Below are 25,605 nucleotides of genomic sequence, written 5' to 3'. Positions count from 1 at the left end.
GGGTTATCCAATGAAGATCGTCGTGATTTGCCATTATTTTTATCCCGAGATCGGCGCGCCTTCGGCAAGATTGTTCGAGATGGCTAAGAGATGGGTAGATCAGGGCCATGAGGTGCAAGTCGTGACGTGTTTTCCTAACCACCCTACGGGGATAATTCCCGAGAACTATCGAGGAAACCGATATATGGCGGAAGTGGTCGAAGGGATAAAGATTCATCGCAACTACGTGTATGCAACGCCGAATGAAGGGTTTTTCAAAAAAACGCTCGGTCATGTCTCGTTCATGATTTCTTCCATATGCCTGAGTCTGTTCCGCATATCCAAACCGGATGTAATCATCGTTAGCTCGCCGACTTTGTTCTCGGTGATTTCGGGTTATATATTCAGTTTGTTTAAAAGAAAGCCTTACATCTTCGAGGTGCGCGACCTATGGCCGGACGCGATAATTAAGCTTGGCGTGCTTAAAAATAAAATGATCATTAAAACGCTCACGGTCATGGAAATGTTCCTATACAAGAGGAGCAAGAAGGTCGTCGTCGTGACGAATAGCTTCAAGGAAGATCTAGTATCGCGCGGTGTACCGCCCGGCAAAGTCGATGTCATCACCAATGGCGTGGACACCACGATCTTCAATCGAGACGACATGCCGGCGGTAGAGCCATTGCGTCAGGAATTCGGATGGGGCGACAAGAAAGTGCTCTTGTACGTCGGCGCTCACGGAATATCGCAAGGGCTCGGCACGATTATCGAAGCCGCGAAAGAGATGCTCAACGATTCCGATGTTCTATTCGTCTTTGTAGGCGAAGGAGCCGAGAAGAAGAAGCTGATCGATCTTGCGGCCGGTTACGGACTTTCTAACGTCCAGTTCATCTCTCCCCAGGACAAGCATCGTATCCCGCTGTTTTATAAGGCCTCCTATCTGAGCTTCGTGCCCTTGCGGAATTTGCCTATGTTCGATGCCTACATTCCATCTAAAATGTTCGAAATACTCGGTAGCGGATGCCCGATCGTGGCGTCGATTTCCGGTGAATCGGCAGAGATCCTCGAACGCTCCGGCGGTGCGCTGGTCGTGGAGCCGGAGAACGTGTCAGCGATCGTCCAATCGGTTCGAAAGCTGTTAAGCGATTCCGAGCTGAGAGAGAAACTAAGCCATCAAGGCTCGGAATTCGTTAACGGTCATTATTCGCGCATGGCATTAGCGGATAAGTATATCGGTATCATGAAAGAAGTCACGGAGGTGAACAGCCGATGATTCTTGTCACCGGTGCAACGGGTTTCACGGGCAGCCACTTTATTCGCAAATTAGTCGAAACGGATGCAGAGATTCGGTGTTTGGTTCGGAAAGACAGCGATATCTCCCAGTTGGATCCCAAACGCGTCGAAATCGTGTATGGATCGTTCGAGGATAAGGATTCTTACCGCAAAGCGTTAGTCGGAGCGGACAAGCTCGTGAATATCGCCTCGCTTGGATTCGGACATGCGGAAACGATCGTGAACGGTGCCGTGGATGCAGGCGTGAACCGCGCGATATTTGTGAGTACGACGGCGATTTTCACGAATTTGCCTGCTAAAACGAAAGCGGTAAGAATGGCAGCGGAAAAAGCGGTTACCGATAGCCGATTGAATTATACGATATTGCGGCCAACGATGATTTTCGGAACGGAAAAGGACCGCAATATGACAAGGCTGGTTCGATTCTTGAATCGATTTCCCGCGATGCCGATCGTTGGCGACGGGAATTCCAAGCAACAGCCGATTTACGTCGAGGATTTGGCGCAGGGGATATTGAACAGCTTATTGTCGGACCAATGCAACAGAAAGTCTTTCAATTTATCCGGCAAGGAGCCGCTAACGTTTAACGAAGTTATCGATACGATTGCGGGCTTGTTGGGTAAAAGAGTGTTTAAGCTCCACTTTCCACTCGGTATGACGCTTCCGATCGTGAGTTTCTACAATCGCCTTTCGAAGAACCCGAAGATCAAAACGGAGCAGTTGCTTCGTCTGAACGAGGATAAGGTGTTCGATCACTCCGAGGCGGCGCAAACCTTCCAGTTTAACCCTGTCACGTTCAAGCAAGGCATCGCGAAACAAATTGAGCGAATGAGATCGTTACGGATGATTTGATAGGCTGGTGGAAAAAAGTCGTTGTTTTGTTGCCTAATGCAACAAAACAACGACTTTTTTTGTTTTTCCTTTTTAAGCTGTGGGTTTTAGATCCTGAATCATTTTTACGATTCCTACGTTTTGCTCATTCCAAGAAAGCTGCAGTTGACGGATCGTCTGAAGGTGAGTTTCCATAGTAGATTCATTTTCAATCCAAACCCCGAAGTCATTATGCAATCGTTCATCATTGATCGCAAGCATTCTTTCTAAAACCATTTTCCCGACGTTTTTGCGGTAATGCGTGGAATCCCAATAATTTTGCATTTGATTCGTTATGGGTTCGCTGGTAATGCTGTTGTATCCCGAAAAGTCCCACAAAGGCGTGATTTCCACCAGCTTGCGTTTCCATTGTTCATAATTGTCCCATTGTCCGGCTACGCGGATCGATTCCACTAAGGAAGCATGGGAGGGGGAAACGAAGACGAGCAGTTTAATGCGCTTATCTTTGCAAAGCTCGACAATAGCTTTAAAGTCATCTAAATACTGTTCGGATAGCTCGTAAGTTTTATAGGTCTCGGTACTGTTCATAGAGGCAGACCAGTAACCGGCGAATATATCAATCATATTGCGGCCGCCGTTCTCCGCTTGCAATGATTGTTCTGTTCTCTTTCCGTTTCGGTTGAACACATTCTCTGGATAATTGCTGTCTTTATTGGCTTTTATCGTGTTGATGCTTTCCTTGATGGCGTCTAAAGTAATCGTTGTTTTAAAGAAGTCCGGAGATAACAACAACGACGGAATTTGCAGCCTTGCTTCGTCATAGTCGGGAGTTACGGGCCGAAAACGGTTAAAGGAGCGGAAGTCGAGTCCTATGACGACCGTATTCAAGCTTGGTTGATTGTAAAGAGCATGCTTTAAATAAGCCAGCTGCTCGGACATGACCGCACCGCCCATCCCTAAATTGTATGCGGGCTTGCCCGTTAAGCGAAAATAGTCGTCCGGTTCGAGACCGTTTTGCACTTTGGATGATCCAAGAAAGACGACCTTAGGCTTATCATGAATGATATCGGCGGCTTTCAGCATTCTTTGATGCGTAAACAGATTGGGCTTTTTAAGGTTTAGGTTTCGATCGACAGGACTTCTCCAAACCCCGTAAGGATCGACCAGCAGGTTAAGTAGGATAATCACTAGCAGAACGCTGGCGCATCCAACTATAAAAATCCTATTAAAGGATCGATAACGTCTTTTCATCGGGATGCACCCCTTAGAATTGAAAGTATAAAAACTCCGAAACTTTGTTCATTTGAAGCATGCTTATTACCGCCAAGACGATTAACAGCACGGCTCCCCACCTACTGGAGCTTATTCTCTTCACGACTTGCTGCGTATTTGGAACATACACAACCCCAATAAGAAGAACGACAATCAGCAGCAATTCCGTCGGAAACTTTTGCGGCCAAGCCGAACCGTGCATCCCAACCAGAGCCTGAACGATATGCCAGGCTTCGGCAACGGAGTGAGCGCGGAAGAAAATCCAAGCCAGCATGACGGAACCGAAGGTAAGAAGCCACGCGATTATTTTAGGCAGCCGAATATTGAATTTCTTCCAGGTGTGGTTAATAACTAAGTATACCCCGTGCAACGTTCCCCAGATGATAAAGGTCCAGCCGGCTCCGTGCCATAATCCGCCGATCATCATCGTGATGAGCAAATTGCGCATGCGCTTGGCATGGCCTTTGCGATTGCCGCCTAAAGGAATATATAAATAATCTTTTAAGAAAGTCGACAACGTGATATGCCACCTTCTCCAAAAATCGATGATCGAAAGAGATTGATAAGGAGAATTGAAGTTAATCGGAAGCTTGATATTCAATAACAGCCCGAGTCCGATTGCCATGTCGCAGTAGCCGGAGAAATCAAAATAGATTTGCAAGGTATAAGCCAATGCGCCGATCCAAGATTCTATTAGCTGCACGGAAGCGGCATTATCAAAAACCGGCGAGACGGATTGGGCTACGGTGTCGGCAATGATAACCTTTTTGAACAAACCCAGCGCAAAGAACGTCAAGCCCATCGCGAAGTTTTTATGACGGAACAAATAGCTTCTAAGCCGCCTGAATTGCGGGATTACATTCTTGTGCTGCAAGAGGGGGCCGGCGATTAAATGCGGGAAAAAGGTGACGAACAAGCTATAAGAAAGCAGACTGTATTTTTTGGTTTCTCCCCTGTACGCATCTGCTAAATAGGCGATTTGCGTGAACGTAAAAAACGAAATTCCCAGCGGCAGGATGATGCTCGGATTGAGTATTTGCGCATGAAGCGCGGAGTTAAGGTTATCGATAAAGAAGTTATAATACTTAAAATAGCCGAGCAGCAGCAGATCCGTACCGATTCCTAGGAGTAAGACGTATTCAGCGCGCTTATCCGTTCGGCGATCGATCGACCGGGTAGACTCCAAATATCGTCCAACCCCGTAATTGAATAAGATGGAAGCGATCAGCAGCGGAACGTACTTCAAGCTCCAGTACCCGTAGAAGGCTAAGGACGCTGCGACTAGGGACAGCGTGGCTATATCGAATAAACGAAACTTAGCGAGCGAATAATATACGATTAGCACTATCGGCATAAAGATGAATAGGAAAGGATAGGAGTTGAATAACAAAAATAGCATCTCCTTATATTGAATAAATGATGCGACGGCACATTGTAAACGTCTTAAGCCGATAGAAAAACTGTCACATGCAGTGACAGTTCTCTACCTTCTATATTGGGTTAACCATCTAATCGATCATATATCTAACTGTGTAGGGTGGTCTTTATAAAACTTTTTGATATCATCTGCCGTTGGGACGAATGCGTCCTCCCAACCCGTAGCTTCGTTTGGCAACGCGAGGATAAGCTCCTTGGCCGGGACATAGAACAGATACGCGCTAATACCGTGGGACGACCAACTTAAGTTTTTAATGTGAGGGATAGATGCACCTTTGCTATCTACAATTTGCGATGCTTACTCGTGTATTGCTAATGTCCGCTCGGGGGCAGTGCGAGCTGATCGAAAGATATCTTCACGTATTTGATACCCGAAGCTGATAAATCGAGACGCCAATCTAATTCTTCATTCAAAGTTTGGCGAGCGATACCGCTATTATTCTCATCAGGAGTTGCGGAACTGAAGTAGATTTTATTCAAGCAGCTTATTTTCGGATGCTTATCGTCATGAAAATCTTCCGGAAGACATCCGACTTTCTTAGGGTCGAAAGAGCCATAATAAGGGATGTTGAATTTTAGGGCGGTATCGATGATCAAAGTTTCTTCGATTCGTATATGATCTTTTATGGAAGCGGGCTCGTTTTCATCGGAAAAAATAATCGGTTGATAAGGTGTCATGACGATAAAGGATTCGATCCCAAGAGATTTCAACGTGCTAACCATTTTCCCGAACGCTTTGATCGTATCCGGATCTGCATGCTTGTCGGAAATTTTATAAATAACGTTGAAAAATGATGGGGAATCATCATAGGAATCGGGATAAATAAACGATCCGTCATTCAATAGGACGGCGGTAGAAGTGCCCTTTCCACCAACTATAAAAGAAGAGAGAGCAAGCGACGAGAGAGAGTCTGGCTGCTCTAGGCTGTTTAAATTTGTTTAATATGAAGTAAATGGCGAAAGTGACCGGTAAAAACAGAAAAATAAAAGGCAACGTATTGAACAGCAAGCAGTTTTACTTAAATGTCGTTTAGACAATATACAGATTTATTCTTCTAAGACCGTTGGGACATTATCGAGTGAATTTCCTGTGGCAATTCTAAACTGTTCCATCGCGTTATCTTCTGAGATGTTGCCTAGGAGCTTATTATTAATACCATGAACTAATATTCCCCTGCTTTCGTTCTCGTAGACGCTATTATTCCGTACCATGTTACGGTCTGCACCAAAGTCTAAGAATATACCGTTTCCACTGTTATATCTGGCAACGTTATTTTCTATAATATTGTTTTTGGCGTCCGTCAAATAAACTCCGCTTGTTATTCCCGCTATGAATTGATTGTTTGAAATCGTATTTCGTTCGGCTCCGCCCAGCAACCAAATGCCATAACAATTGGGCCGTAGAATCGTGTTGTACGAAATTAGATTTTCGATTCCTCCATCCACGGTTATAGCATCATTGTTCGTTGGTCCGGTATCATTGGCATAATTATTTATGACCTTAGTATACTGATTATTCGTTATATTAATGGGGCCGCTTTGCGTAATGGTATTATCCATGATCTTAGCCGCGAAATTTGCTTGGCTTCCGATCGCGTAATCGCCTTTTTCAACCCTGCCGCTTTGAATGAAAGAATTTCCTGTAATCGATGGAGTTAGAGACTGATCGATAAAGATCGGGGTCGCAGTCACTTTGGTGAAATTGACGTTCTCGATTTTCAAGCGATCCGTATACATGCCTCGAATGGCTGCATGCTGGGGCTCTCCGCTGACTTTGGCTAATGATGTAAAACTCATATCTTGGATGGTTACATCAGGCAATAGAGACACTTTAATGAGCTTAAGCTTTTTAGCCGCCTCGTACTTCTCCGTAATATTGTCCACTAGCGTAACATTATTACCGTCAATGGATCGGATGTAATTATAGCTGAATTTTTTTGAAGTTCCCTGAACGATCTTGACTTGATCGCCGACGCGTAGATTGCGGCTATCCGCGACTTGCAAAACCGGATTCTGATAGTCTAATCCGCCGCCGGGTTTTAGATCGTTTAATATTGTCGTCGCCGTTGATTCGCTGCCCTTCACAACAATAATGCTTGTGTCTGATTTTGCGCCAACCAATACGGTGCTGTTGCCTTGGCCCTTTAAAATCACGTTAGGCTTCGTTATTACGATAGACTTGGAGATATTGTACGTGCCCGACGGGATTTCTACGGTGCCTCCGTTTTTTCCTAGCGAATCAATGGTTTTTTGTATATCGAATTTGGTTTCGGCATTCGAAACGATTGAGAGCAGCGGAAAAAGCAATAGGAACGATAGGATTAGTTTTTTCAACATTAGCACCTCGAAGTTGTTTATTCCATTCGACAAATTATAGCATACAAACTAAACATGAATTTACACAAATGATACATTCAAAGCGCAACAATACTGTCTTAGGCTGCGTATCAATTGAGTAGAATATGTCGAACGGGAGAGATGAAATTGCCTATATCGAGAAAATGGGCCACATGGGGAATGACGGCAGTCTTCGCGATCGGAGTAGGGGCGGCAGGGATATGGACAACTGTACAAGCGGATAGCCCAGGATCGACCCCTGGTTCAGCAGACGATCCAATCGTCACCAAGGGCTATGTGGATAGCTCGGTAGCAAAGTTAGTTCAACAAGAACTTGAGAAGCTCGGACCGATTTCCGGCGGCGGGGAATCCAGCAAGTTGGAAGTCGTCACGGTACCGTTCGGTTCCAAATTGATCGTATCCGACGGTGGGGAGATGATCGTACGGACGGGAAAAGCGATTGCCGTAAGCTCCGACGCGAACGGCTTGTCAGACTTGACGGACGGACTAGACATTAAGCCAGGCAAGCCGATTACGAACAATCACCTGATTCTGAATCCTCGCGATAAGAGGGGAATCGAACCTGACCCGAAGCAGACGAAGGGATTAATCGTTCTCGTTCGCGGCGCTTATACTATTCAATAGATTCGTTACTCGCGGAAGCCTCTTTGCAGGCTTCTTTTTTATGCCCATGGCATCTCTTCGGCTCCGGGAATATACATATAGGATGCCGAATCGTTCGGTAAATGTGGCGTTAAGGTGATTCGTATGAAGATGTATGAAACGAAACTGCAAGGAATATTCCTGATCGAACCGACAGTGTTCGGCGACAACCGCGGGTTCTTCATGGAGAGCTATAACGCGGAGAGATTTAACCGGCATGGCATATCCATGACGTTCGTGCAAGATAACCACTCCCTATCCGTCGAGAAGGGAGTAATCAGAGGCATGCACTACCAGCTTGCTCCGATGGCCCAGACGAAGTTGGTCAGAGTCACGGTCGGTGCGATCTACGACGTCGTCGTAGACATCCGGGTCGACTCTCCCACTTTCGGGCAGTGGGAAGGCTTCGAGTTATCTGTGGACAATAAGCTGCAGTTGCTTGTGCCCGCGGGCTTCGCGCACGGCTTCTGCACGCTCGTTCCGAATACGGAAGTTCAATACAAAGTAGACTGCCGCTACTCGTTGGAACATGATCGCGGGATTGCATGGGACGACCCGGCGATCGGAATCGAATGGCCAACGGATAGTCCAATTCTATCGGCGAAGGATTCAAGACATCCATTGCTCGCGGATGCGGATAATAACTTCGCCTACGAAGAGAGGAGACCGACTTGAGACTACTCATAACCGGCGGAGCGGGATTCATTGGCAGCAACTTCATACGTTATATGCTGGGACGACACCCGGACTATCAATTGGTCAATGTCGATCTATTGACTTACGCCGGCAACCTAGATAACTTGGCGGGATTGGAGAATCATCGGCAGTACCGCTTCGTTCATGCCGATATCGCGGATAGCGCCGCGCTTGAGCCGTTGTTCCAAGAGGGTATCGACGCAATATTAAACTTCGCCGCGGAATCGCATGTCGATAACAGTATTAAGAATCCGGGGGTTTTTGTTCGCAGCAATGTGCTCGGAACGCAAGTGCTTCTGGATCTGGCCTTGAAATATAAGTTTTCCAAGTATGTACAGGTGTCCACCGACGAAGTCTACGGAACGCTTGGCGCGGATGGATTTTTCACCGAGGAAACGCCGCTGGCGCCAAACAGCCCTTACTCGGCAAGCAAAGCGGGAGCCGATCTGCTCGCGAGGGCCTATCATGAAACCTTCGGTCTGCCGGTCTCTATTACGCGATGCTCTAATAACTACGGACCCTATCAATTTCCGGAAAAACTGATACCGCTCATGATCCGCAACGCTCTAGCCGACCAACCGTTGCCCGTATACGGCGATGGACAGAACGTCAGGGATTGGTTGTACGTCGAAGACCATTGCAACGCGATCGATCTCGTGCTTCATAAGGGACGTAATGGGGAAGTATATAATGTAGGCGGCAACAACGAACGCACCAATCTGCATGTCGTGCGTACGATCCTTCGACGGTTAGGGAAACCCGATAACCTGATTCAATTCGTGGAAGACCGTCTCGGACATGACCGCAGGTACGCGATCGACGCGACGAAAATTACGAACGAGCTGGGGTGGTCGCCGAAGTATCGGTACGAAACCGGCATCGAAGCAACGATCGATTGGTACCTGTCGCACGGCAAATGGATGGAACGAATCCTGTCGGGAGCTTATCGCCGATGATTGTCGAATCGAGAACCGATTATACGATTGCGGTGACTGGGGCGGGAGGGCAACTGGGGCAAGAACTGACGCGATTGTCGATGCCGAACGCGCGTATTATCGGGTTTGATCGCTATCAGCTGGATATTACTGATGCCGATCAATGCAAACGAGTCATTGCGGGGATCAAACCCGACGCGATCATACATGCGGCGGCCTACACGGCCGTCGACCGAGCGGAATCAGATCCGGACGGGGCGTATCTCGTGAACGTCGTAGGAACGCGCAACGTCGCCAATGCCGCCGAATCCGTCGGAGCTAAGTTGTGCTATGTAAGCACGGATTATGTATTCGATGGCCAAGGGACTAAGCCATACGGTGAAATGGATATAACGGCACCGCAATCCGTATACGGCAAGACGAAGCTCGAAGGTGAAAGACAGGCGGTTATGCATTGCTCGAGAGCGTTTATCGCACGAACTTCCTGGGTGTATGGCCAATACGGCAATAACTTCGTTCGGACGATGCTGCAATTCGCGAGCAAAAATACAGTGCTGAAAGTCGTTAACGATCAGACCGGAAGTCCGACGTATACATTAGATTTAGCAATGTTGCTCGTACGACTTGTCGAGACGGACTACTTCGGCACCTATCATGCGACGAATACCGGGCAGTGCACCTGGTACGAGTTCGCTAAGGCTATCTTCGAAGAAGCGGGGTTAACCGAGATAGTTGTCCTACCATGCACCACGGAGGAATTCCCGCGCCCTGCGCCAAGACCGTCGTATTCCGTGCTAGGGCAACAAGCCCTCGCGAACGCCGGGTTGCATCCGTTGCGTCATTGGCGCGAAGCGTTAAGCGAATATATTAGCAACGCTCGGACGGATTAGAACATTTTCCCCGATCGACCATTAACTCATACGCCTTGAGCGTGAGGATGCCGCACATACTATGTCCATCACACATCAAGGAGGCACATTGACATCATGGCGAATCGCAGCAAGCTTGTACCGGAGTGCGCGAACGCGCTGAATCAAATGAAATACGAAGTCGCATCGGAACTTGGCGTATCGATGAGCCAGGGTTCGTCAGGATTGGACACGGAATTCGCGGGCGAATTGGGAAGCGTAGGCGGGGTAAGTTATCAGAAGCAATACTTTGGTAACCTAACCTCCAGGGAGACGGGTTCGATCGGCGGAGAAATTACGAAGCGTCTCGTGAGGCAAGCTCAAAATACGGTCGTTTAAAGGCTGAGAGGATCAACGTTCGCACATTGACACCCTTCGACAAACACGGTATCATTTATCCGAAGGTTACACTTAACAGCCTTTTCCAGTCGGAAAAGGTTCATTTTTTGTATATGGAGGTTGAAGACTGTGTCGATTAAAGGACGGCATCTCTTCACATCCGAATCGGTCACCGAAGGCCATCCGGATAAAATTTGCGACCAGATCTCCGATGCGGTTCTCGATGCATTCTTGGAAGCGGACCCGAACGCGCGCGTTGCGTGCGAAGTCTCCGTAGCGACTGGTCTTGTACTAGTTATTGGCGAAATTTCGAGCAAAGCGGATTATGTCGATATCTCGGCGATCGCGCGTCGTACGATCAAAGAAATCGGCTACACGCGCGCGAAGTACGGCTTCGACTCCAGCACGTGTGCCGTGCTTACATCCCTGAACGAACAGTCCGCGGATATCGCGCAAGGCGTTAACGCCGCGCTCGAGTCGCGCGACGGCAAAGATATGAAGCAAGAGAACGAAGACATCGGAGCGGGCGATCAAGGCTTGATGTTCGGTTTCGCGACGAACGAGACGCCGGAGTACATGCCGCTGCCGATCGCGCTTGCGCACCGTCTGTCCCGCCGCCTGTCCGAAGTTCGCAAGAACGATACGCTGGCGTATCTTCGTCCGGACGGCAAGACGCAAGTCACGATCGAGTACGTGGATGGCAAGCCGGTTCGCGTCGATACGATCGTCATCTCCACGCAGCACTCGGAGGACGTATCGCTCGAGCAAATTCAGCACGATATCCGCGAGCATGTTATATCTTCCGTCGTTCCCCAAGAATGGCTTGACGGCGAGACGAAGTTCTTCATTAACCCGACCGGCCGCTTTGTTATCGGCGGTCCGCAAGGCGATGCCGGCCTGACCGGCCGCAAGATCATTGTCGACACGTACGGCGGCTACGCTCGCCATGGCGGAGGCGCGTTCTCCGGCAAGGACCCGACGAAAGTCGACCGTTCCGCGGCATACGCGGCTCGCTATGTAGCGAAGAACATCGTCGCTGCCGGCCTGGCCGACAAGTGCGAGATCCAGCTTGCTTACGCGATCGGCGTAGCGAAGCCGGTATCCGTCAACGTCGATACGTACGGCACGGGCAAAGTGAGCGAAGAGAAGTTGGTCGAATTGATCAACAACAACTTCGATCTTCGTCCGGCAGGCATTATCAAGATGCTGGACCTTCGCCGTCCGATCTATCGCCAGACCGCTGCATACGGCCACTTCGGCCGTACCGATCTCGACCTCCCTTGGGAGCGTCTGGATCGCGTGGACGGGTTGAAGCAAGGTGCGTTGGCTTAACGAGTTCGAATATTTACAATCAGACTCTCGCGATAGCGAGGGTCTTTTTTCGCCATAAATCGTGGAAATGAGTCGCAACTCCCTAAAATTCTCCATCACGGAAGCCGACATATAAGGTACCAGTGTGACTTTCTCGGGAGGTAATACGATTGCAGCTACGAAGAACTCTGATGCTTGCCCTTATCCTGTCCCTTATTGCCCAGCTGTGGGTGTCGGCAGGGATAACGAATGCGGCCGCCGGCGGGCCGGTTAAAGTTTCTACTTATCCCGCGGATAACGATATGACGGTGCCCGCTAACGTTAAGCTTACGCTTACGTTCGACGAGAACGTCGCGAAGGCTAGCGGCGGCACGGTCGCGATCAAAGACGCGAGCACGAACGTTGCCGTGGCCAGTTACAACGTCACGGACTCTCGCGTAAGCCTATTAAGTTCGAAGACGGTTCAGATCGATCCGAACGGCACGCTCGTAGCTGGCAGAAGCTATTACGTAGAGATCAGTCCGAACGCCTTCTTGAACGGAGCCGGTCTAGGATTCGAAGGCGTTAGCAATGCAACCGCATGGAACTTCGGGGTCATCGCGAGCGATGGAACGGCTCCGACCGCAACGCTGACGCCCGCCTATAACGGGAGCATGTTATCGACGGACGCGCTTACCTTGACGTTCAACGAGAAGGTGTTCGCCGCTGCGGGGAGCATCCGCATTATGAGGGTCGATACGGGGGATACGCAGGTGATCTCCGTATTATCTTCCGCCGTGTCGGGCAGCGGCATCGTCAACGGTTCTAACCAGACGGTCATTACGATTCAACCGCCGACCCGCCTCGTCTCGGGCAAGACTTATCAAGTTCTGATCGAGAACAACGCATTCGTGGACGTCGTCGGCAATGCTTATGCGCCTCCCGGTTGGCAATTCACGACCTCTGCGTCTCCGGTTGCCGCTCCGGCGTTCTCGCCAGCGGACAATGCTTCCGGCATCGCTGCAGGCGCTCTGACGGCACAATTAACTTTCGGAGCGAATATGCAGAAAGGGACCTCCGGATTGATTCTGCTGAAGAGAATCGTCGACAACGTTACCGTGGATACGATCGATATGGCGGTAAACTCCTCTAGGGTAACCGTTAGCGGTACGACGGTTTCCATTGCTTTTGCTTCTCTGGCGGCGAGCACGGGCTATTACGTCCTTATGGATCCCGGCACGTTGAAGGACGCTTCGAATAACGCGTACGAAGGGATCGTCGACGCAGTAACGTGGAATTTCGCGACGCAAGCATCGGCGGACTCGACGAACCCAACGGCGATCGTCATAACGCCGGCTAACGGCGGATCGACGACGGCGGTTAACGGCGCGCTGACGATCAAGTTCAGCGAGCCGGTTAAGCCGGGCAGCGGCACGATCGTTATCCGGCATACGGCATCGCCGCAAACCGTCTTCTGTTCGATTCCGATTACGTCTAGTGCGGTCGTCGGGGGAGGAACGGACACGCTTACGATCACTCCTTCGGCTCAACCGGGGTGCGGCAACTTCGTGCAAAATACTTCTTATGCCGTCCAAATCAGCAATCTGGCGATTACCGACATGGCAGGACTTCCGTACGGCGGCATAGCGGCGACGGATTTCACGAGCTGGTGGTTCAAGGTAACTTCCGATTCGGTCGCGCCGGAATTGTTGTCCACGACGCCGGCATCCGGAACGCAGACTGTCAAGACGACGGCAACATTCGCGATGCTATTCAGCGAAGAGATTGCCGTACCCGTCGGTTCGGCGACATTAATTCCCGTCGGCGGCGGCACGACGGTGACGGCCGCGCTTTCCAGGGATGGATCGGATGCGCGCAAGGCGGTATTCACCGCGTCGGGGTTGGTCGGATCGACGACGTACGTCGTTCGCATTCCGAACAACGCGATTACCGACTTGGCCTTGAATCCGTTCCCCGGCATTCTGAACGATTATCGCTGGACGTTCAAGACGATCGGTTCCGATACGACGGCTCCGTTAATCTCGAGCGCTTCTATGGATGGCAGCGCGGTTGTGTTAACGTATGACGAAGAGTTGGATCCGGGCTTCGTTCCATACCCGGGGAACTATTACGTGACCGTTAACGATGTCCCGAGACAAGTCAACGGAGTTGCGGTTATCGGCAATTCCGTTAGACTGACGTTGCAATCCGGCGTGGCGGTCGGACAAGCCGTTAAAGTGTCATATACGCCCGATAGCAATACAGCGCATCAATTAAAAGATTTGACCGGGAATGCGGCAGCTTACTTAAACGCCCAAGCGGTTACGAACACTTCGGATACGACGTTGCCTCGTCCCGTGAGCGGCACATTGAACGGTTCGACGCTCGTCTTGACGTTCAATAAGTCGTTACAGGCGCTCGCAAGCGGCGCTTCGACCCAATTCATCGTCAAGTTGAACGGCTCGTCGCAAGGCATCAGCCAGGCAAGCGCGAGCGGCTCGACGCTGACTCTCTCTCTATATGGCAGCGGTTCGGCGATGCAATCGGTTTCCGTATCTTACGTGCCTGGCAGTGCGCCGTTAAGAGATCAGAGCGGCAACGCGGCCGCCGCATTTACCGACTTCTACGTGCAGAACATTAATGATTCGACGCCGCCGCAGCTCGTCTCGGCTGTCGCTTCGGGAACAAGCGTGAGGCTGAACTATAACGAAGGATTGCTGGCGTCACCTGCGCCGCTCAAGTCAAGCTTCTCCGTCGTAAGCAACGGCCAGCCGGTCGCCATATCGGCGGTGACGGTAACGAACAACACGGTCGACATTACGTTAGCGCAAGCGCCCAGCGCGAACGCGCTCATCTATATCTCGTACATTCCGGGAACGCCGGGAATCGTGGACTTGTCCGGCAATCCGGCGCCGGCGATTAATGCATATAACGCGACCGTCGGCACGTCCGCGGCGACCCAGTTGGTCTCCGCGACGGTCAATAACAACGTATTGATTCTTACTTATGCGGGGTTGTTGAATACCGCTACGGTTCCTTACGCAACGCAGTATTACGTCAAGGCGGACAACGTGTATATCGGCGTGACGAGCGTATCCGTTCAAGCTAACCAAGTATACCTTGGGCTGGCGACGCCGGTATCGGCTAGTCAGAACGTGACGGTCACCTACAGCATCTCGGGTAATCCTCTGAAAGACTATAGCAACATGAACGTCGACGCGTTCTCGGAGCGAACCGCGACGAATACGGTTAACGGCGGCGGCACGGTAACTACGCCGTTGCCGGATTATCTCGAAGCCGACGGCAGCGGCGGCCTGCGCCTCGTCGTCTCCAAGGCGGCTACGACCGAGTGGATTACGCTGGCTTCCGGCCGCTCGACTAACCGTTATAACGTCGACGGCGACAAGCTGCTCGCGGCGTACGACAGAATTCGCACGGGCTCGAATGGAATCTCGAAGCCGATCTTAACGATTAAATTGCCTGCGCTCGATCAGGCAGGACAAGTGAGTATTCCGTTCCGCGCACTGATGGATGCGTCCGCCAAAGCATCCAACTCATCGTTCAGAATGGAATCCGGAGACATGCAATTCACGATCCCGCTTACGGCGATCAACTACAGCAAGGAACTCTATCTCGCGGGCGCCAACGTCGCGAACGCCAAGTTGCTTCTAACGATCGAGAAGACGCAGGACGCGAACCTATCGTCCGCGATCAACTTCCAGACGGCGCAGCTGCTCGCCTCGCCGGCCGACTTCTCGGCGAGCTTGCTTCACGCCGGCGGCACGCGAACGATCGACGCATACGACATGTACGTGACTCGTACGTTCACGATTCAGCCCTTCTCGGGCAGCATGAATGACGTAGCCGTCGTTCGTTACGATACCGATTCGGGCAAGCTGGTCTACGTGCCCACGAATATTAGCGTATCCGGCGGCTCCGCAACCGTTGACTTCAAGCGCAAGAGCAACAGCATCTATACCGTCGTGCGGAAGTCGATGAGCTATACCGACATGGCGAACCATTGGGCGAACCCTAACGTCACGCTGCTCGCCTCCAAGTTCATCGTGAGCGGCACGAGCGCGAAGCTGTTCTCGCCGAACAAGAACATTACGCGCGCGGAATTCGCGGAATACCTGGCTCGCGGTCTCGGGTTAACCGGAGACAAGGCGACGGCGGCACGCTTCATGGATGTAGGCACGGGCCATGCGGCTGCCGCGTACATCGGCGCGGTAAGCAAGGCCGGCATCGTAGAAGGCGGATCCGACGGCAACTTCCGTCCGAACGCCTCGGTAACACGCGAAGAGATGGCGACGATGCTCGTCCGCGCGATGACCTACGCGGGCGTCTCGACGACATCGACGTCCACGGCGCTGAATGCGTTCAAGGATAAATCGAAGGTAAGCAGTTGGGCCAAGGAAGGCATGCAGATTTGCGTCGTGGCCGGCTTCATCAAGGGGGCGTCCGCAACCGAGCTGAAGCCGCAGAACAACGCGACCCGCGCCGAAGCGACCGTTATGCTCGAGAGATTCCTGAAATACGCGGATCTGCTATGAACCACGCCCGTCTCATCGCCGCCGGCCTAAACAAGCCCGGTACCAGCCTTCGCTATCCGTTCGACCCGGACCTGCCGGTGCTGTTCGTCGGCAGCAAGATGTTCGCCCTGTTCGGCAGAACGGGGCCGGACGAGAGCGTGAACCTGAAGGCGGAGCCGGAGGAGGCATGGATGCTGCGGCAGCAGTATCCGGGTACCGTCCTTCCCGGTTACCATATGAACAAGAAGCACTGGAACACCGTCGTGCTTAGCGGAGATGTTCCCGAGACGGAGCTGTTGGCGATGCTGGAGCAATCGTACTTGCTCGTCCGCGGGAAGCTGACGAAGGCGGAACGGGATGCGCTAGCATAATCGAATAGGAACAACCAAAGAGGGGCGCTTGCGCATGCGGGCGCCTCTTTGGTGTATTTCGATCGTCGTTATTCGGATCGGAATTACGCGCGATGGACTTATCAATAGTAATTCTTTTTCGCGGGGCGGTCGGTGATTGGAATCTCTTATCGCATGTAACTTTTGGGCTATGGAAGAGTCTATTACTAATAGAGATAGAGACGGCTTCGACGCCGCCTCTCAAAAAAATGCAGATTTACAGGAGACCATACATATGAAATTACTAAAACCTAGCAAAACCGCTTCCAAGCTCGTGCTCCCGATTCTGGCGGGCATGCTCGTCCTATCGGCGCCAGTGTCGAATTTCGTCTTCGTTCCGACGGTCGCGCACGCGGCGACCGCGGAGGCGAAAGCAGCCGTCACGTATAAGCTCGTCAAGCAATCCGAATCCATGGTCGCTTCCGGCGTTAAGCAAGTCACCTATGCATGGGTGCCTTCCGTAAAGACGCAGGCGACCGAGATTATGCACGTGCTCGAGGCTGATCTGACGAACCCGTACGTCCGACTGGACGCGATGGGCGGCAAGGGCGGCTCCGTTACGGCGCGGCAATCCGTCACGGCAATGGCGAAGGAGACGGGGGCCATCGCCGGCATTAACGGCGACGTGTTCCAGACCGCGTCCACGAGCGAAGGCGCGCCGATGGGCGCGCAGATTACGTCCGGCAAGCTGCTCGTGAGCACGAACAAGCTCGACGGCATGTACGCGTTCGGGGTAACGAAGGACAAGAAGGCGCTCATCGACGCCTTCACGTTCACCGGCAGCGTAACCGCGGCGGACGGTACCGCGTTCGCGTTGACCGGCATTAACAAGTCCGCCTACCGGACCGAGCCGGACAAGGCTTACAGCCACAACAACGCTCTGTACATTTACACGAGCGCATGGACCGGCGCGGAGCGCCCGAAGTCTAGCAGCATCTCGCCGGCCGAAGCGCTCGTCGTGGATGGCATCGTGACGCAGGTATCGGGGGACAAGGCGCTGGACGTGAAGACGATTCCGGCGAACGGCTACATCCTGCGCGGACATAAGAACTTCGATTCGGGCAAGTTCATCGCGAACAACCTGAAGGTCGGCGAACCGGTCGCGACGCAGTACCAGCTGGAGTCGCTGACGAACAAGCAAGTCTACGCGGAGACGGATTTCCAGATGATGGTGAGCGGCCATACGCTGCTCATGGATAACGGCCAGCCGTCGAAGTTCACCCGCGACATCGCGGGCGTCAGCGGCTCCGCGGACCGCGCGCGCACGGCGGTCGGCTACTCCCAAGACGGCAACACCGCCTATCTGATCACGGTCGAGGAGAACGGCGGACGCGAGGGCGTCTCGCTGAAGGAGCTCCAGCAGATGATGAAGGAGATCGGCGTCTGGAAAGCCGTCAACATGGACGGCGGCGGCTCCACGACGATGGTCGCCCGTCCGCTCGGCGAATTCCAAGTTACGCTCGCGCATCCGACGTTCTACGGCACGACGCAGCGGCTCGTCACGAACGGCATCGGCATCTACTCGTCCGCGCCGCAAGGGGAGATCAAGGGCATCGTCGCTAGCGGGCCGAAGACGCTGTTCATCGGTCAGCAAGCTACGTACTCGCTGAAGGCTTACGATACCTACTACAATCCGATGGACCCGAAAGGATTGCAGCCGGAATGGAGCCTGAGCGACGCGCTCGGCCAATTCCAAGACGGCATCCTGCAGGTCGCCAAGGCCGGCAAAACGACGCTGAACGTGCAAGCCGGCGGCGCCAGCTCGACGGTGCCGCTCGAGATCGTGGGCGAAGCGCAGATCGCGAAGCTGATCGTGGAGCCGGGCTCGACGGTGTTGAAGCCGGGCGGCGTCATCTCGCTGCCGGTCAAGGCGCAGCTGACGGACGGACGCGAGCTGTCGGTGCCGGCGTCTTCGATCGATTGGGAGTTCCGCGGATTCACGGGCAAGGCGGAAGCCGGCAAGCTGACCGTGGAGAAGGTGGAGAAGGACATTCTTGCCGGCTACGCGATCGCGCGTTACGACGGTTTCGGAGCGATGGCTGTGCTTACGCCGGGGACAGAGAAGACGGTCGAGGACTTCGAGAAGGTCGGCTACGGCATCGCCTTCTCCGGCAAGCCGGCGGAGACGGCCGGAACGGCTTCGGTCTCGACCGGTATCCCGGGACGGGAAACTTCGAACGTGCTACTCTTGGACTACGACTTCCAGATCGGCTCCGGTTCCCGTTACGCATACGCGAACTTGAACGACGGCAAGGGCGTCGCCATCGCGGGCTCGCCGACTTCGCTCACGCTCGACGTGCTCGGCGATCACAGCATGAACTGGCTGCGCGCGGAAGCGACGGACGCCAGCGGCAAGGCCGTGCTCCTTACCATCGCCGACAAGATCGATTGGTCCGGCTGGAAGAGCGTCCGCGTCGACTTGTCGGCCGCCGGGCTTAAGGGACCGGCCAAGCTGACGAAGCTGTACGTCGTCAACTTGGAGGAAGACCAAGACGAACGGGCGCTCCAGGGCGAGCTGGCGTTCGATAACCTGATGGTACAATACCCGCCGGAGCCGATCGAAGTGTACCATCCGACGATCGTCCTGAAGGTCGGCAAGACGAAGGCGACGGTCGACGGCAAGACGGTTACGCTGCCGGGAGCGCCGTTCACGCTGAAGGGCACGTACACGAACTACTTGCCGCTGCGCTTCGTGGCGGACCGTCTCGGCGCTAACGTGAAGTGGGACCAGAAGCGGCAACGAGTGACGGTCGTCCGCGGCGACACGATGCTCGAGCTGTGGCTCGGCAAGAACGAGATGACGGTGAACGGCGTGCGTACGCCGATCAAAGTGCCGCCGATCATGGTGAAGAACAGCGTGTACGTCCCGGTTCGGGTCATCTCCGAGCAGCTCGGCCAGAAGGTGGACTGGGACGCGAAGACCAAGACGATCACGATTCATTAATATATTTTTATCTCGAAATACCTATAACGTTCTCTCATCGGGATGACGAAATATGGTATGATAAAGGCGATCGCCTTACTGCGATGAGGTATTACGACGGGGAGATCAGGGAATTGCGCGCGTCTGATAAGCAGGGGAGAAGGTAAGATGGATTACCGGGTAGACCAGATCGATCGCATTATTCAGAACGCGATCGGCGTCATGGAAGATAGCAAGATGCAAGTGTTCGAGATTTGCGAGGCAGCGCGCCGCGAATTAATATCCCTGAATCAAGAGCTGGAGACCGTACTGACGGAGACGACCGCGACGATCGACAAGGTCGATCGGCTGGAGCGGGACTACCGGCTCGCGAGAATCCGCCTCACGGAAGTAAGCCGCGACTTCGTACGCTATTCCGAACAAGATATTAAATCCGCCTATGAGAAGGCGACGCAGTTGCAGCTGGATCTGATGGTCTACCGGGAGAAGGAGCATTACCTGAAATCCCGGCGGGACGAGCTGCAGAAGCGCGCGAAGAACGTGGAGCTGTCGATCGAGCGGGCGGATACGATCAACCTGCAGATGAGCATCGTGCTCGATTATTTGGCCGGGGACCTCAATCAGGTCACGCGCATTCTCGAATCCGCGAAAAACCGGCAGATGATCGGATTGAAGATCATTCTCGCGCAGGAGGACGAACGCAAGCGCATCGCCAGGGAAATCCACGACGGTCCGGCGCAGTCTCTGGCCAATCTGGTGCTTCGCACCGAGATAGCCGAACGGCTGCTAGATACGAAGGACTTGCAGATCGTGCGCAACGAGCTCATCGATCTGAAGTCGCAAATCCGCTACGGACTCGAAGAAATCCGCAAAATTATTTTCAACCTTAGACCGATGGCGCTCGACGATCTCGGACTCGTGCCGACGCTTCGCAAGTTCGTGCAGGACTTCGAGGAGCGGACGCGCATTCGCGCCGTATTCGATACGGCGGGCAAGGAGAAGCGGTTGCCGTCCGCGATGGAAGCCGCGTTGTTCCGGCTCGTGCAGGAGGCGTTCAACAACGCCCTCAAGCACGCGCAGTCGACGTTCGTCTCGCTCGAGATCGCCTTCAAGGAGAATACGGTGGAGCTGCGAGTGGAAGACAACGGCGTCGGCTTCAACCTCGAAGCCGTCATGGCGAGGGCGCGGTACGATTCGCACTTTGGCCTGATCGGCATGAAGGAACGGGTGGAGCTGCTGCAAGGCAAGATCGAATTCATCTCCGCGGTCGGCCAAGGCACTAAGTTGAACATAGAAGTACCGATCAAATCAGATCCAGGAAAGGAGCTAATCGCAAGTGGAGACTAAAACAGCGACCCGCCTTATTAAAGTACTTCTAGCGGACGACCACCAGCTCTTTCGCGAGGGACTGAAGCGCATCCTTAACATGGAGAGCGACTTGGAAGTGATCGGCGAATGCGGAGACGGCATTCAAGTGCTCGAGTTCTGCAATAAGCAGAAGCCCGACGTCGTCCTGCTCGACATCAACATGCCGACGGAGAACGGCGTCGTGGCGACCGAGCGGCTGCGCGATATTTTCCCCGAGATTAAGGTGATCATCCTCTCGATACACGACGATGAGAGCTACGTATTCGAAACCCTTCGCAAGGGCGCGACGGGTTACTTGCTTAAAGACATGGAAGCGGAATCGCTAATCAACGCGATCCGTACCGTCGCCGACGGCCATGCGTACATCCATCCGAAGGTGACGGGCAAGCTGATCAACCAGCTCCGCCGGATGACGTACCTCGACGAGATCGGCGCGACTTCGGGCGCGGCGGCGAGCCGGGAGACGATCACGAAGTTCATCCCTCGCGGCAACAACCCGCTGACGAGGCGGGAAGCCGAAGTGCTTCGCCTGATGGCGGAAGGCAAGAGCAACAAGACGATCGGCGAGAACCTGTTCATCAGCGAGAAGACGGTCAAGAACCACGTCAGCAGCATTCTGCAGAAGATGGAAGTGGACGACCGCACGCAGGCGGTTATCAACTCGATCAAGTACGGGTGGGTAACGCTGTAGGGCATCATACATAACGGATTTAGGGAATCGAAGCTCCTTGGGGGCTTCGATTTTTTTGTGCGTTGCGGTGGGCGGATGTCCGGGTCGATCGCCGGAACTCCTGCATAAGCCGCGGCATATATTGATGCACAACCTTAAGAAGTCGAGGGAGGTGGCCGCGGTGATTCCCGAGCTGTTATGGATCATCGGCTGTTACGCGGCGGCTGCGTTGGTCGCGCATTGGGTGTACAAGAGAAGCGTCGCCGGCGGAATTCGCCGTCACTACGTGCTTGTCGCTGGCAATCACGAGTCGGAGATCGAGGGCTGCGTCAGGGCGCTGCAGCGCTATTCCCGGCGCACGGGCACGGACGTCGGCATTACGGTCGTGCTGGACGGCTCGAGCGACGAGACCGGAGCGATCGTGGAGCGCTTCACCCGCGATGGAAGCGGGATCGGCTGGATCCGGTGGGAGGACGAGGAAGCGAAGCTGAAGCTGCATCGTTGGGAGCGCTCTCGCGAGGTGGCGGCGGCGGGCTCGGAGCAGGGTCTGGGCCAGGAGCTAGGGCAAGAGCTGGGGCAGTATGGCGGGCAAGGGCAGGAGCATGCAATAGGGCAAGGGCAAGAGCAAGAGCATGGAGCTGGGCAGGAACATGAAAAAGAGCAGGTCGTGTGGATTGACCTTGGGGTTAGGGAGCATGTTACGAGATTGCCGATGTGGCGGCGTTGGTGAGCATGGATAAGGGATAGATATTGCGCGATCCGAACAACTGGAATACACTGTAAACATAGCGAGAGATTACGGGTGAAGCACACCTCGATTGCCGGAAGGCGATGGGGGTGTGCTTTTTTTGGCGTTGTAATGTTGCGTTAGGAGGGGATGCTCGTGAGAGCAGCGGTGTATGGCTTGCAACCAGAGGGTGCTGTTGGAGCTTGGGAGTTCCGATTCTCGATCGCTTGGAAGGTCGATCGGCATTATTGGCAGGAGCGGGGCGCGGCTGGACTGATTCGGCTGGCTGAGGAAGTTCCGCTTGGCGTGGCGGAGCAGATTTGCGACAGGCTGAAGGTAGAGCAAGCTATTGATAGGTTGAAAGTCGAGCAGGAGGGGGGATGGGGTGAAAAGCGGGCGCGCGATGAGTTGAGTCGCGTTGCAAGAGAGGTCTGGGCGGAAGGGAATGCGCGTTTTGTTGAGATAATGACGCTGTTCGGGAAGTTTGGAAAAGGTTCGGAATCCTTGGATGAACGAGTCATTCGGCTTGCAAGAGAGATCGGCGAGCGATTGTCCGGGCGCTCGTTGCTTGAGGATGAGGCTTTGCAGTTGCTTGGGGAGGTAAGGGAAGTTGGTGGGAGTGCGGTGAGTGCAGGGAGCGCAGGGAGTGTAGGGAATGTTGGCGATGACTATTTGGCGGCGCTGCAGCTCGCCGCCCTCGAGGGCGCGGTGCGGCTAACCGCCGCCGTCGCGCCCGCAGGCGCAGCCCCGCCCCGCCGCCGAAGCGGCTGGGGCCGGCTGCGCGCTTCCCGCCGCCGATCGGCGGCGGAAGAGCTGCGTTGCCGCCGTTGCGGCAGCGGCAACGAGAGCTTGCGGCGCACGCCTTGCGCCGCTTGCGGGGGGCATGCCTGCGCGTATTGCGAGGCATGCGTCACGATGGGGCGCAGCCGCGCGTGCGGGCTGCTCGTCATAGGCGCGGCGCCCCTCGAGGCCGGCGCGCCGGCATGGGCTCCGGCGGCCGCGCACCCTCTCGGCCGCTGGAGCCTGAGCCCCGCGCAGCGAGAGGCGGCTGCCGCCGCGCTGCGGTTCCTCGGCGGCGACCGCGGCGAACCAGCCGCCCGCCGCCATAACAACAAGTTCCTGCTCTGGGCAGTCACGGGCGCCGGCAAAACAGAGATGATCTTCCCGCTGCTCGAAGCTATCCTGTCGCGAGGCGGGCGCGCGCTCGTCGCGACGCCAAGGCGGGACGTCGTGCTCGAGCTTGCGCCGCGCCTAGCCGCCGCGTTCCCCGGATATTCGCGCGCCGTCCTGTACGGCGGCAGCGCCGACCGCTGGGAGAACGCCGCGCTTACGCTCGCCACGACCCATCAGCTCATTCGCTTCCAGGAAGCGTTCGATCTCGTGCTGATCGACGAGATGGACGCGTTCCCGTACCGCGACGACGAGATGCTCCAATTCGCCGCGGCCAAGTGCTGCCGCCCGGACGGCGTTACGCTCTATCTAAGCGCTACGCCGCCGCCCGACATGCAACGCGCCGTCAAGCGCGGACGTCTGCCTTGCGCGCGGGTTCCCGTGCGCTTCCATGGCCATCCGCTGCCGGTACCGAAGCGGATTACCTTGCCTCCCATATCCCGTTGGCTTAGGAGCGGCAAGCTCCCGAAACAGCTGCTTAAGCCTTTCCGAGCTTCCGTCCTGCGAGGCGCGCAGCTATTCGTCTTCGTTCCGATGATCCGTTACGTCGATCCCCTGGTTCGGTTGCTGCGCAAAGCCGGCCCATCCCTCGGCATCGACGAAGAAGCGCAGATTGAAGGCACTTCCTCTAAGGATGCGCTCCGTGCGGATAAAGTATCCGGTTTCCGCGAGAGATCGATCCGCGTGCTGATCACGACGACGATACTGGAGCGGGGCGTCACGATTCCGAAGAGCGACGTGATCGTCTTGGATGCCGACGACGCGCTGTTCGATGCCGCGGCGCTCGTGCAGATGGCTGGCCGAGCGGGGCGGTCGGCCGCGGATCCGAACGGCGCCGTCACGTTCGCAGGGCGAAACTTAACCCAACCTCAACGCGGGGCGATTCGGCAAATCCGCGGCATGAACAAGATCGCGGCAAAGCAAGGGTATCTTCAAACTCCCGCCGAGGAGGCGAGCATACGATGAATCGTCTCGCTGCATGGTTCTCCCGCTTGAATCAAGCTTGCGCGATGTGCGGTCAACCTGGTCGTCCGAAGACTCGGGCTCGTCAACTCCCGGTGCGCCATCCTGCCCCGCGCAAGCATCTTGAATCGTTATGCGGGGCATGCAGAGAGGCGATGCCTTGGATCGTCTATCCGCATTGCCGCGTCTGCGGTCGCGGAGAAACGTGCGGGGACTGCGCGAGAAGAACGGTACGCCATTACGAAGCTTGCCGTTGCGCGGTTCGGTACGACGACGCGATGAAGGATTGGCTCGCCTTGTACAAGTATCGAGGGCAAGAACGGCTTGGCGCGGTGCTGGCCGCGATGGCGGCTTTTGCGTTGGAGCGGCTGGAGGATTCTCTTCTCGCGGATGCGCCTGCTGACCCCACCCCATTAACGTCCGCCCACCCTATTTTCCAAGCGATAACCAGCGTCCCCCTCTCTCGAGAGAGGCTTGCCGAGAGGGGCTTCAATCAAGCCGAGCGGATCGCGCGGCACCTCTCCGAATGGTATCGGATCCCCTACCGACCGCTGCTTCGCCGAGTTCGGCACACCGAGAAGCAAAGCCTCAAAAGCAGACGTAGCCGGGTGACGGACATGAGAGGGATTTTCGCATTGGAAGATACGAATGCCATCGCTCCCCCTGCCGGCAACATCTTGCTCCTCGACGACGTCTATACGACGGGCAGCACGATGAACGAATGCTCGCGGGTGCTCCGCGAAGCTTCCTCGCTTTCGACAGTTTACGGAATTACTTGGGCGCGATAAGAAGGCATCTCTGCCGAATTTGTCAATGGATTGTCCTTCACGCCGCAATTCTCTCTATGTTATGATGTGTGGATGACAGAAAGCGTCGAAGTCTG

The 25,605-nt window shown here is 54.3% G+C and carries 20 protein-coding genes and 1 pseudogene; 16 read left to right on the top strand and 5 right to left on the bottom strand.

Annotated elements, in window-relative coordinates:
• Positions 1-10 precede the first annotated feature (10 nt).
• Together ACFQZG_RS19320 and ACFQZG_RS19315 are read left to right on the top strand one after the other, a co-directional pair.
• Positions 11-1,252, top strand: a complete 1,242-nt coding sequence (locus tag ACFQZG_RS19320) for a glycosyltransferase family 4 protein (protein WP_378155455.1) — start codon at positions 11-13, stop codon at positions 1,250-1,252.
• Complete coding sequence (locus ACFQZG_RS19315) at positions 1,249-2,124, top strand: SDR family oxidoreductase (protein ID WP_378155454.1); 876 nt, start codon at positions 1,249-1,251, stop codon at positions 2,122-2,124. The genes ACFQZG_RS19320 and ACFQZG_RS19315 overlap by 4 nt, the downstream gene beginning before the upstream one ends.
• A 72-nt stretch (positions 2,125-2,196) precedes the next feature.
• On the opposite strand, the gene ACFQZG_RS19310 is transcribed toward ACFQZG_RS19315, so the two are convergent.
• The 5 genes and pseudogenes from ACFQZG_RS19310 to ACFQZG_RS19290 form a co-directional block, all read right to left on the bottom strand.
• Entirely contained in the window at positions 2,197-3,354 is a 1,158-nt protein-coding gene (locus ACFQZG_RS19310; RefSeq protein ID WP_378155452.1) for a hypothetical protein, read from the bottom strand.
• A gap of 13 nt (positions 3,355-3,367) precedes the next feature.
• Entirely contained in the window at positions 3,368-4,621 is a 1,254-nt protein-coding gene (locus ACFQZG_RS19305; RefSeq protein ID WP_378155450.1) for an MBOAT family O-acyltransferase, read from the bottom strand.
• Positions 4,622-5,124: 503 nt separating this feature from the next.
• Positions 5,125-5,535: a hypothetical protein gene (locus ACFQZG_RS19300; RefSeq protein WP_378155448.1), complete on the bottom strand. Its 411-nt coding sequence runs from the start codon at positions 5,533-5,535 to the stop codon at positions 5,125-5,127.
• 145 nt (positions 5,536-5,680) lie between these two features.
• Positions 5,681-5,821: pseudogene (locus ACFQZG_RS19295) on the bottom strand (MBOAT family protein); the annotation flags it as partial.
• A 38-nt stretch (positions 5,822-5,859) separates the two neighbouring features.
• Positions 5,860-7,146 carry a right-handed parallel beta-helix repeat-containing protein gene (locus tag ACFQZG_RS19290; protein ID WP_378155446.1) on the bottom strand — a complete coding sequence of 429 codons (1,287 nt, stop codon included), beginning with the start codon at positions 7,144-7,146 and terminating at the stop codon, positions 5,860-5,862.
• Between the two features lie 381 nt (positions 7,147-7,527).
• On the opposite strand from ACFQZG_RS19290, the gene ACFQZG_RS19285 reads away from it, so the two are divergent.
• The 14 genes from ACFQZG_RS19285 to ACFQZG_RS19220 all read left to right on the top strand — a co-directional run bounded on the left by ACFQZG_RS19285 (position 7,528) and on the right by ACFQZG_RS19220 (position 25,510).
• The gene (locus ACFQZG_RS19285; RefSeq protein ID WP_378155445.1) at positions 7,528-7,794 is read left to right on the top strand and encodes a hypothetical protein; all 267 of its coding nucleotides are present in this window, start codon (positions 7,528-7,530) and stop codon (positions 7,792-7,794) included.
• 123 nt (positions 7,795-7,917) lie between these two features.
• A complete protein-coding gene (gene rfbC / locus ACFQZG_RS19280; RefSeq protein ID WP_378155443.1) occupies positions 7,918-8,487 on the top strand; it encodes a dTDP-4-dehydrorhamnose 3,5-epimerase in 570 nt (189 codons plus the stop codon).
• The gene (rfbB, locus tag ACFQZG_RS19275; RefSeq protein WP_378155441.1) at positions 8,484-9,464 is read left to right on the top strand and encodes a dTDP-glucose 4,6-dehydratase; all 981 of its coding nucleotides are present in this window, start codon (positions 8,484-8,486) and stop codon (positions 9,462-9,464) included. Before rfbC ends, rfbB begins: the two co-directional genes overlap by 4 nt.
• Positions 9,461-10,333 carry a dTDP-4-dehydrorhamnose reductase gene (gene rfbD / locus ACFQZG_RS19270; protein ID WP_378155439.1) on the top strand — a complete coding sequence of 291 codons (873 nt, stop codon included), beginning with the start codon at positions 9,461-9,463 and terminating at the stop codon, positions 10,331-10,333. The genes rfbB and rfbD overlap by 4 nt, the downstream gene beginning before the upstream one ends.
• 96 nt (positions 10,334-10,429) lie before the next feature.
• On the top strand, positions 10,430-10,690 hold the full coding sequence (locus tag ACFQZG_RS19265; protein WP_378155437.1) for an alpha/beta-type small acid-soluble spore protein: 261 nt from the start codon (positions 10,430-10,432) through the stop codon (positions 10,688-10,690).
• Positions 10,691-10,819: 129 nt separating this feature from the next.
• Complete coding sequence (gene metK, locus ACFQZG_RS19260; protein WP_378155435.1) at positions 10,820-12,022, top strand: methionine adenosyltransferase; 1,203 nt, start codon at positions 10,820-10,822, stop codon at positions 12,020-12,022.
• Between the two features lie 149 nt (positions 12,023-12,171).
• Positions 12,172-16,533 carry an Ig-like domain-containing protein gene (locus ACFQZG_RS19255; protein WP_378155433.1) on the top strand — a complete coding sequence of 1,454 codons (4,362 nt, stop codon included), beginning with the start codon at positions 12,172-12,174 and terminating at the stop codon, positions 16,531-16,533.
• Entirely contained in the window at positions 16,530-16,883 is a 354-nt protein-coding gene (locus tag ACFQZG_RS19250) for an MmcQ/YjbR family DNA-binding protein (protein WP_378155431.1), read from the top strand. Before ACFQZG_RS19255 ends, ACFQZG_RS19250 begins: the two co-directional genes overlap by 4 nt.
• 253 nt (positions 16,884-17,136) lie before the next feature.
• Positions 17,137-19,845, top strand: coding sequence for a stalk domain-containing protein (locus ACFQZG_RS19245; protein ID WP_378155429.1), 2,709 nt, complete (start codon positions 17,137-17,139; stop codon positions 19,843-19,845).
• Between the two features lie 147 nt (positions 19,846-19,992).
• Positions 19,993-21,171: a sensor histidine kinase gene (locus ACFQZG_RS19240; RefSeq protein WP_378155427.1), complete on the top strand. Its 1,179-nt coding sequence runs from the start codon at positions 19,993-19,995 to the stop codon at positions 21,169-21,171.
• Positions 21,161-21,883, top strand: coding sequence for a response regulator (locus ACFQZG_RS19235; protein ID WP_378155425.1), 723 nt, complete (start codon positions 21,161-21,163; stop codon positions 21,881-21,883). Before ACFQZG_RS19240 ends, ACFQZG_RS19235 begins: the two co-directional genes overlap by 11 nt.
• Before the next feature lie 160 nt (positions 21,884-22,043).
• Positions 22,044-22,592 carry a glycosyltransferase family A protein gene (locus ACFQZG_RS19230; RefSeq protein WP_378155423.1) on the top strand — a complete coding sequence of 183 codons (549 nt, stop codon included), beginning with the start codon at positions 22,044-22,046 and terminating at the stop codon, positions 22,590-22,592.
• Positions 22,593-23,213: 621 nt separating this feature from the next.
• A complete protein-coding gene (locus ACFQZG_RS19225) occupies positions 23,214-24,725 on the top strand; it encodes a helicase-related protein (RefSeq protein ID WP_378155422.1) in 1,512 nt (503 codons plus the stop codon).
• Complete coding sequence (locus ACFQZG_RS19220; protein ID WP_378155420.1) at positions 24,722-25,510, top strand: ComF family protein; 789 nt, start codon at positions 24,722-24,724, stop codon at positions 25,508-25,510. The genes ACFQZG_RS19225 and ACFQZG_RS19220 overlap by 4 nt, the downstream gene beginning before the upstream one ends.
• The last annotated feature ends 95 nt before the right edge of the window (positions 25,511-25,605 follow it).

The sequence above is a fragment of the Cohnella sp. GCM10027633 genome (assembly GCF_042675445.1).
In the GTDB taxonomy this organism is placed as follows: Bacteria; Bacillota; Bacilli; order Paenibacillales; family Paenibacillaceae; genus Cohnella.
This window is presented reverse-complemented; position numbering and strand designations above follow the sequence as displayed.

Bases quoted from the DNA above. Each gene is read 5' to 3' on its own strand.
- ACFQZG_RS19310 (WP_378155452.1), bottom strand. From the start codon at position 3,354: ATGAAAAGACGTTATCGATCCTTTAATAGGATTTTTATAGTTGGATGC.
- rfbD (WP_378155439.1), top strand. From the start codon at position 9,461: ATGATTGTCGAATCGAGAACCGATTATACGATTGCGGTGACTGGGGCG.
- ACFQZG_RS19220 (WP_378155420.1), top strand. From the start codon at position 24,722: ATGAATCGTCTCGCTGCATGGTTCTCCCGCTTGAATCAAGCTTGCGCG.
- ACFQZG_RS19315 (WP_378155454.1), top strand. From the start codon at position 1,249: ATGATTCTTGTCACCGGTGCAACGGGTTTCACGGGCAGCCACTTTATT.
- ACFQZG_RS19250 (WP_378155431.1), top strand. From the start codon at position 16,530: ATGAACCACGCCCGTCTCATCGCCGCCGGCCTAAACAAGCCCGGTACC.
- ACFQZG_RS19245 (WP_378155429.1), top strand. From the start codon at position 17,137: ATGAAATTACTAAAACCTAGCAAAACCGCTTCCAAGCTCGTGCTCCCG.
- ACFQZG_RS19300 (WP_378155448.1), bottom strand. From the start codon at position 5,535: ATGGTTAGCACGTTGAAATCTCTTGGGATCGAATCCTTTATCGTCATG.
- ACFQZG_RS19265 (WP_378155437.1), top strand. From the start codon at position 10,430: ATGGCGAATCGCAGCAAGCTTGTACCGGAGTGCGCGAACGCGCTGAAT.
- rfbC (WP_378155443.1), top strand. From the start codon at position 7,918: ATGAAGATGTATGAAACGAAACTGCAAGGAATATTCCTGATCGAACCG.
- ACFQZG_RS19240 (WP_378155427.1), top strand. From the start codon at position 19,993: ATGGATTACCGGGTAGACCAGATCGATCGCATTATTCAGAACGCGATC.
- ACFQZG_RS19320 (WP_378155455.1), top strand. From the start codon at position 11: ATGAAGATCGTCGTGATTTGCCATTATTTTTATCCCGAGATCGGCGCG.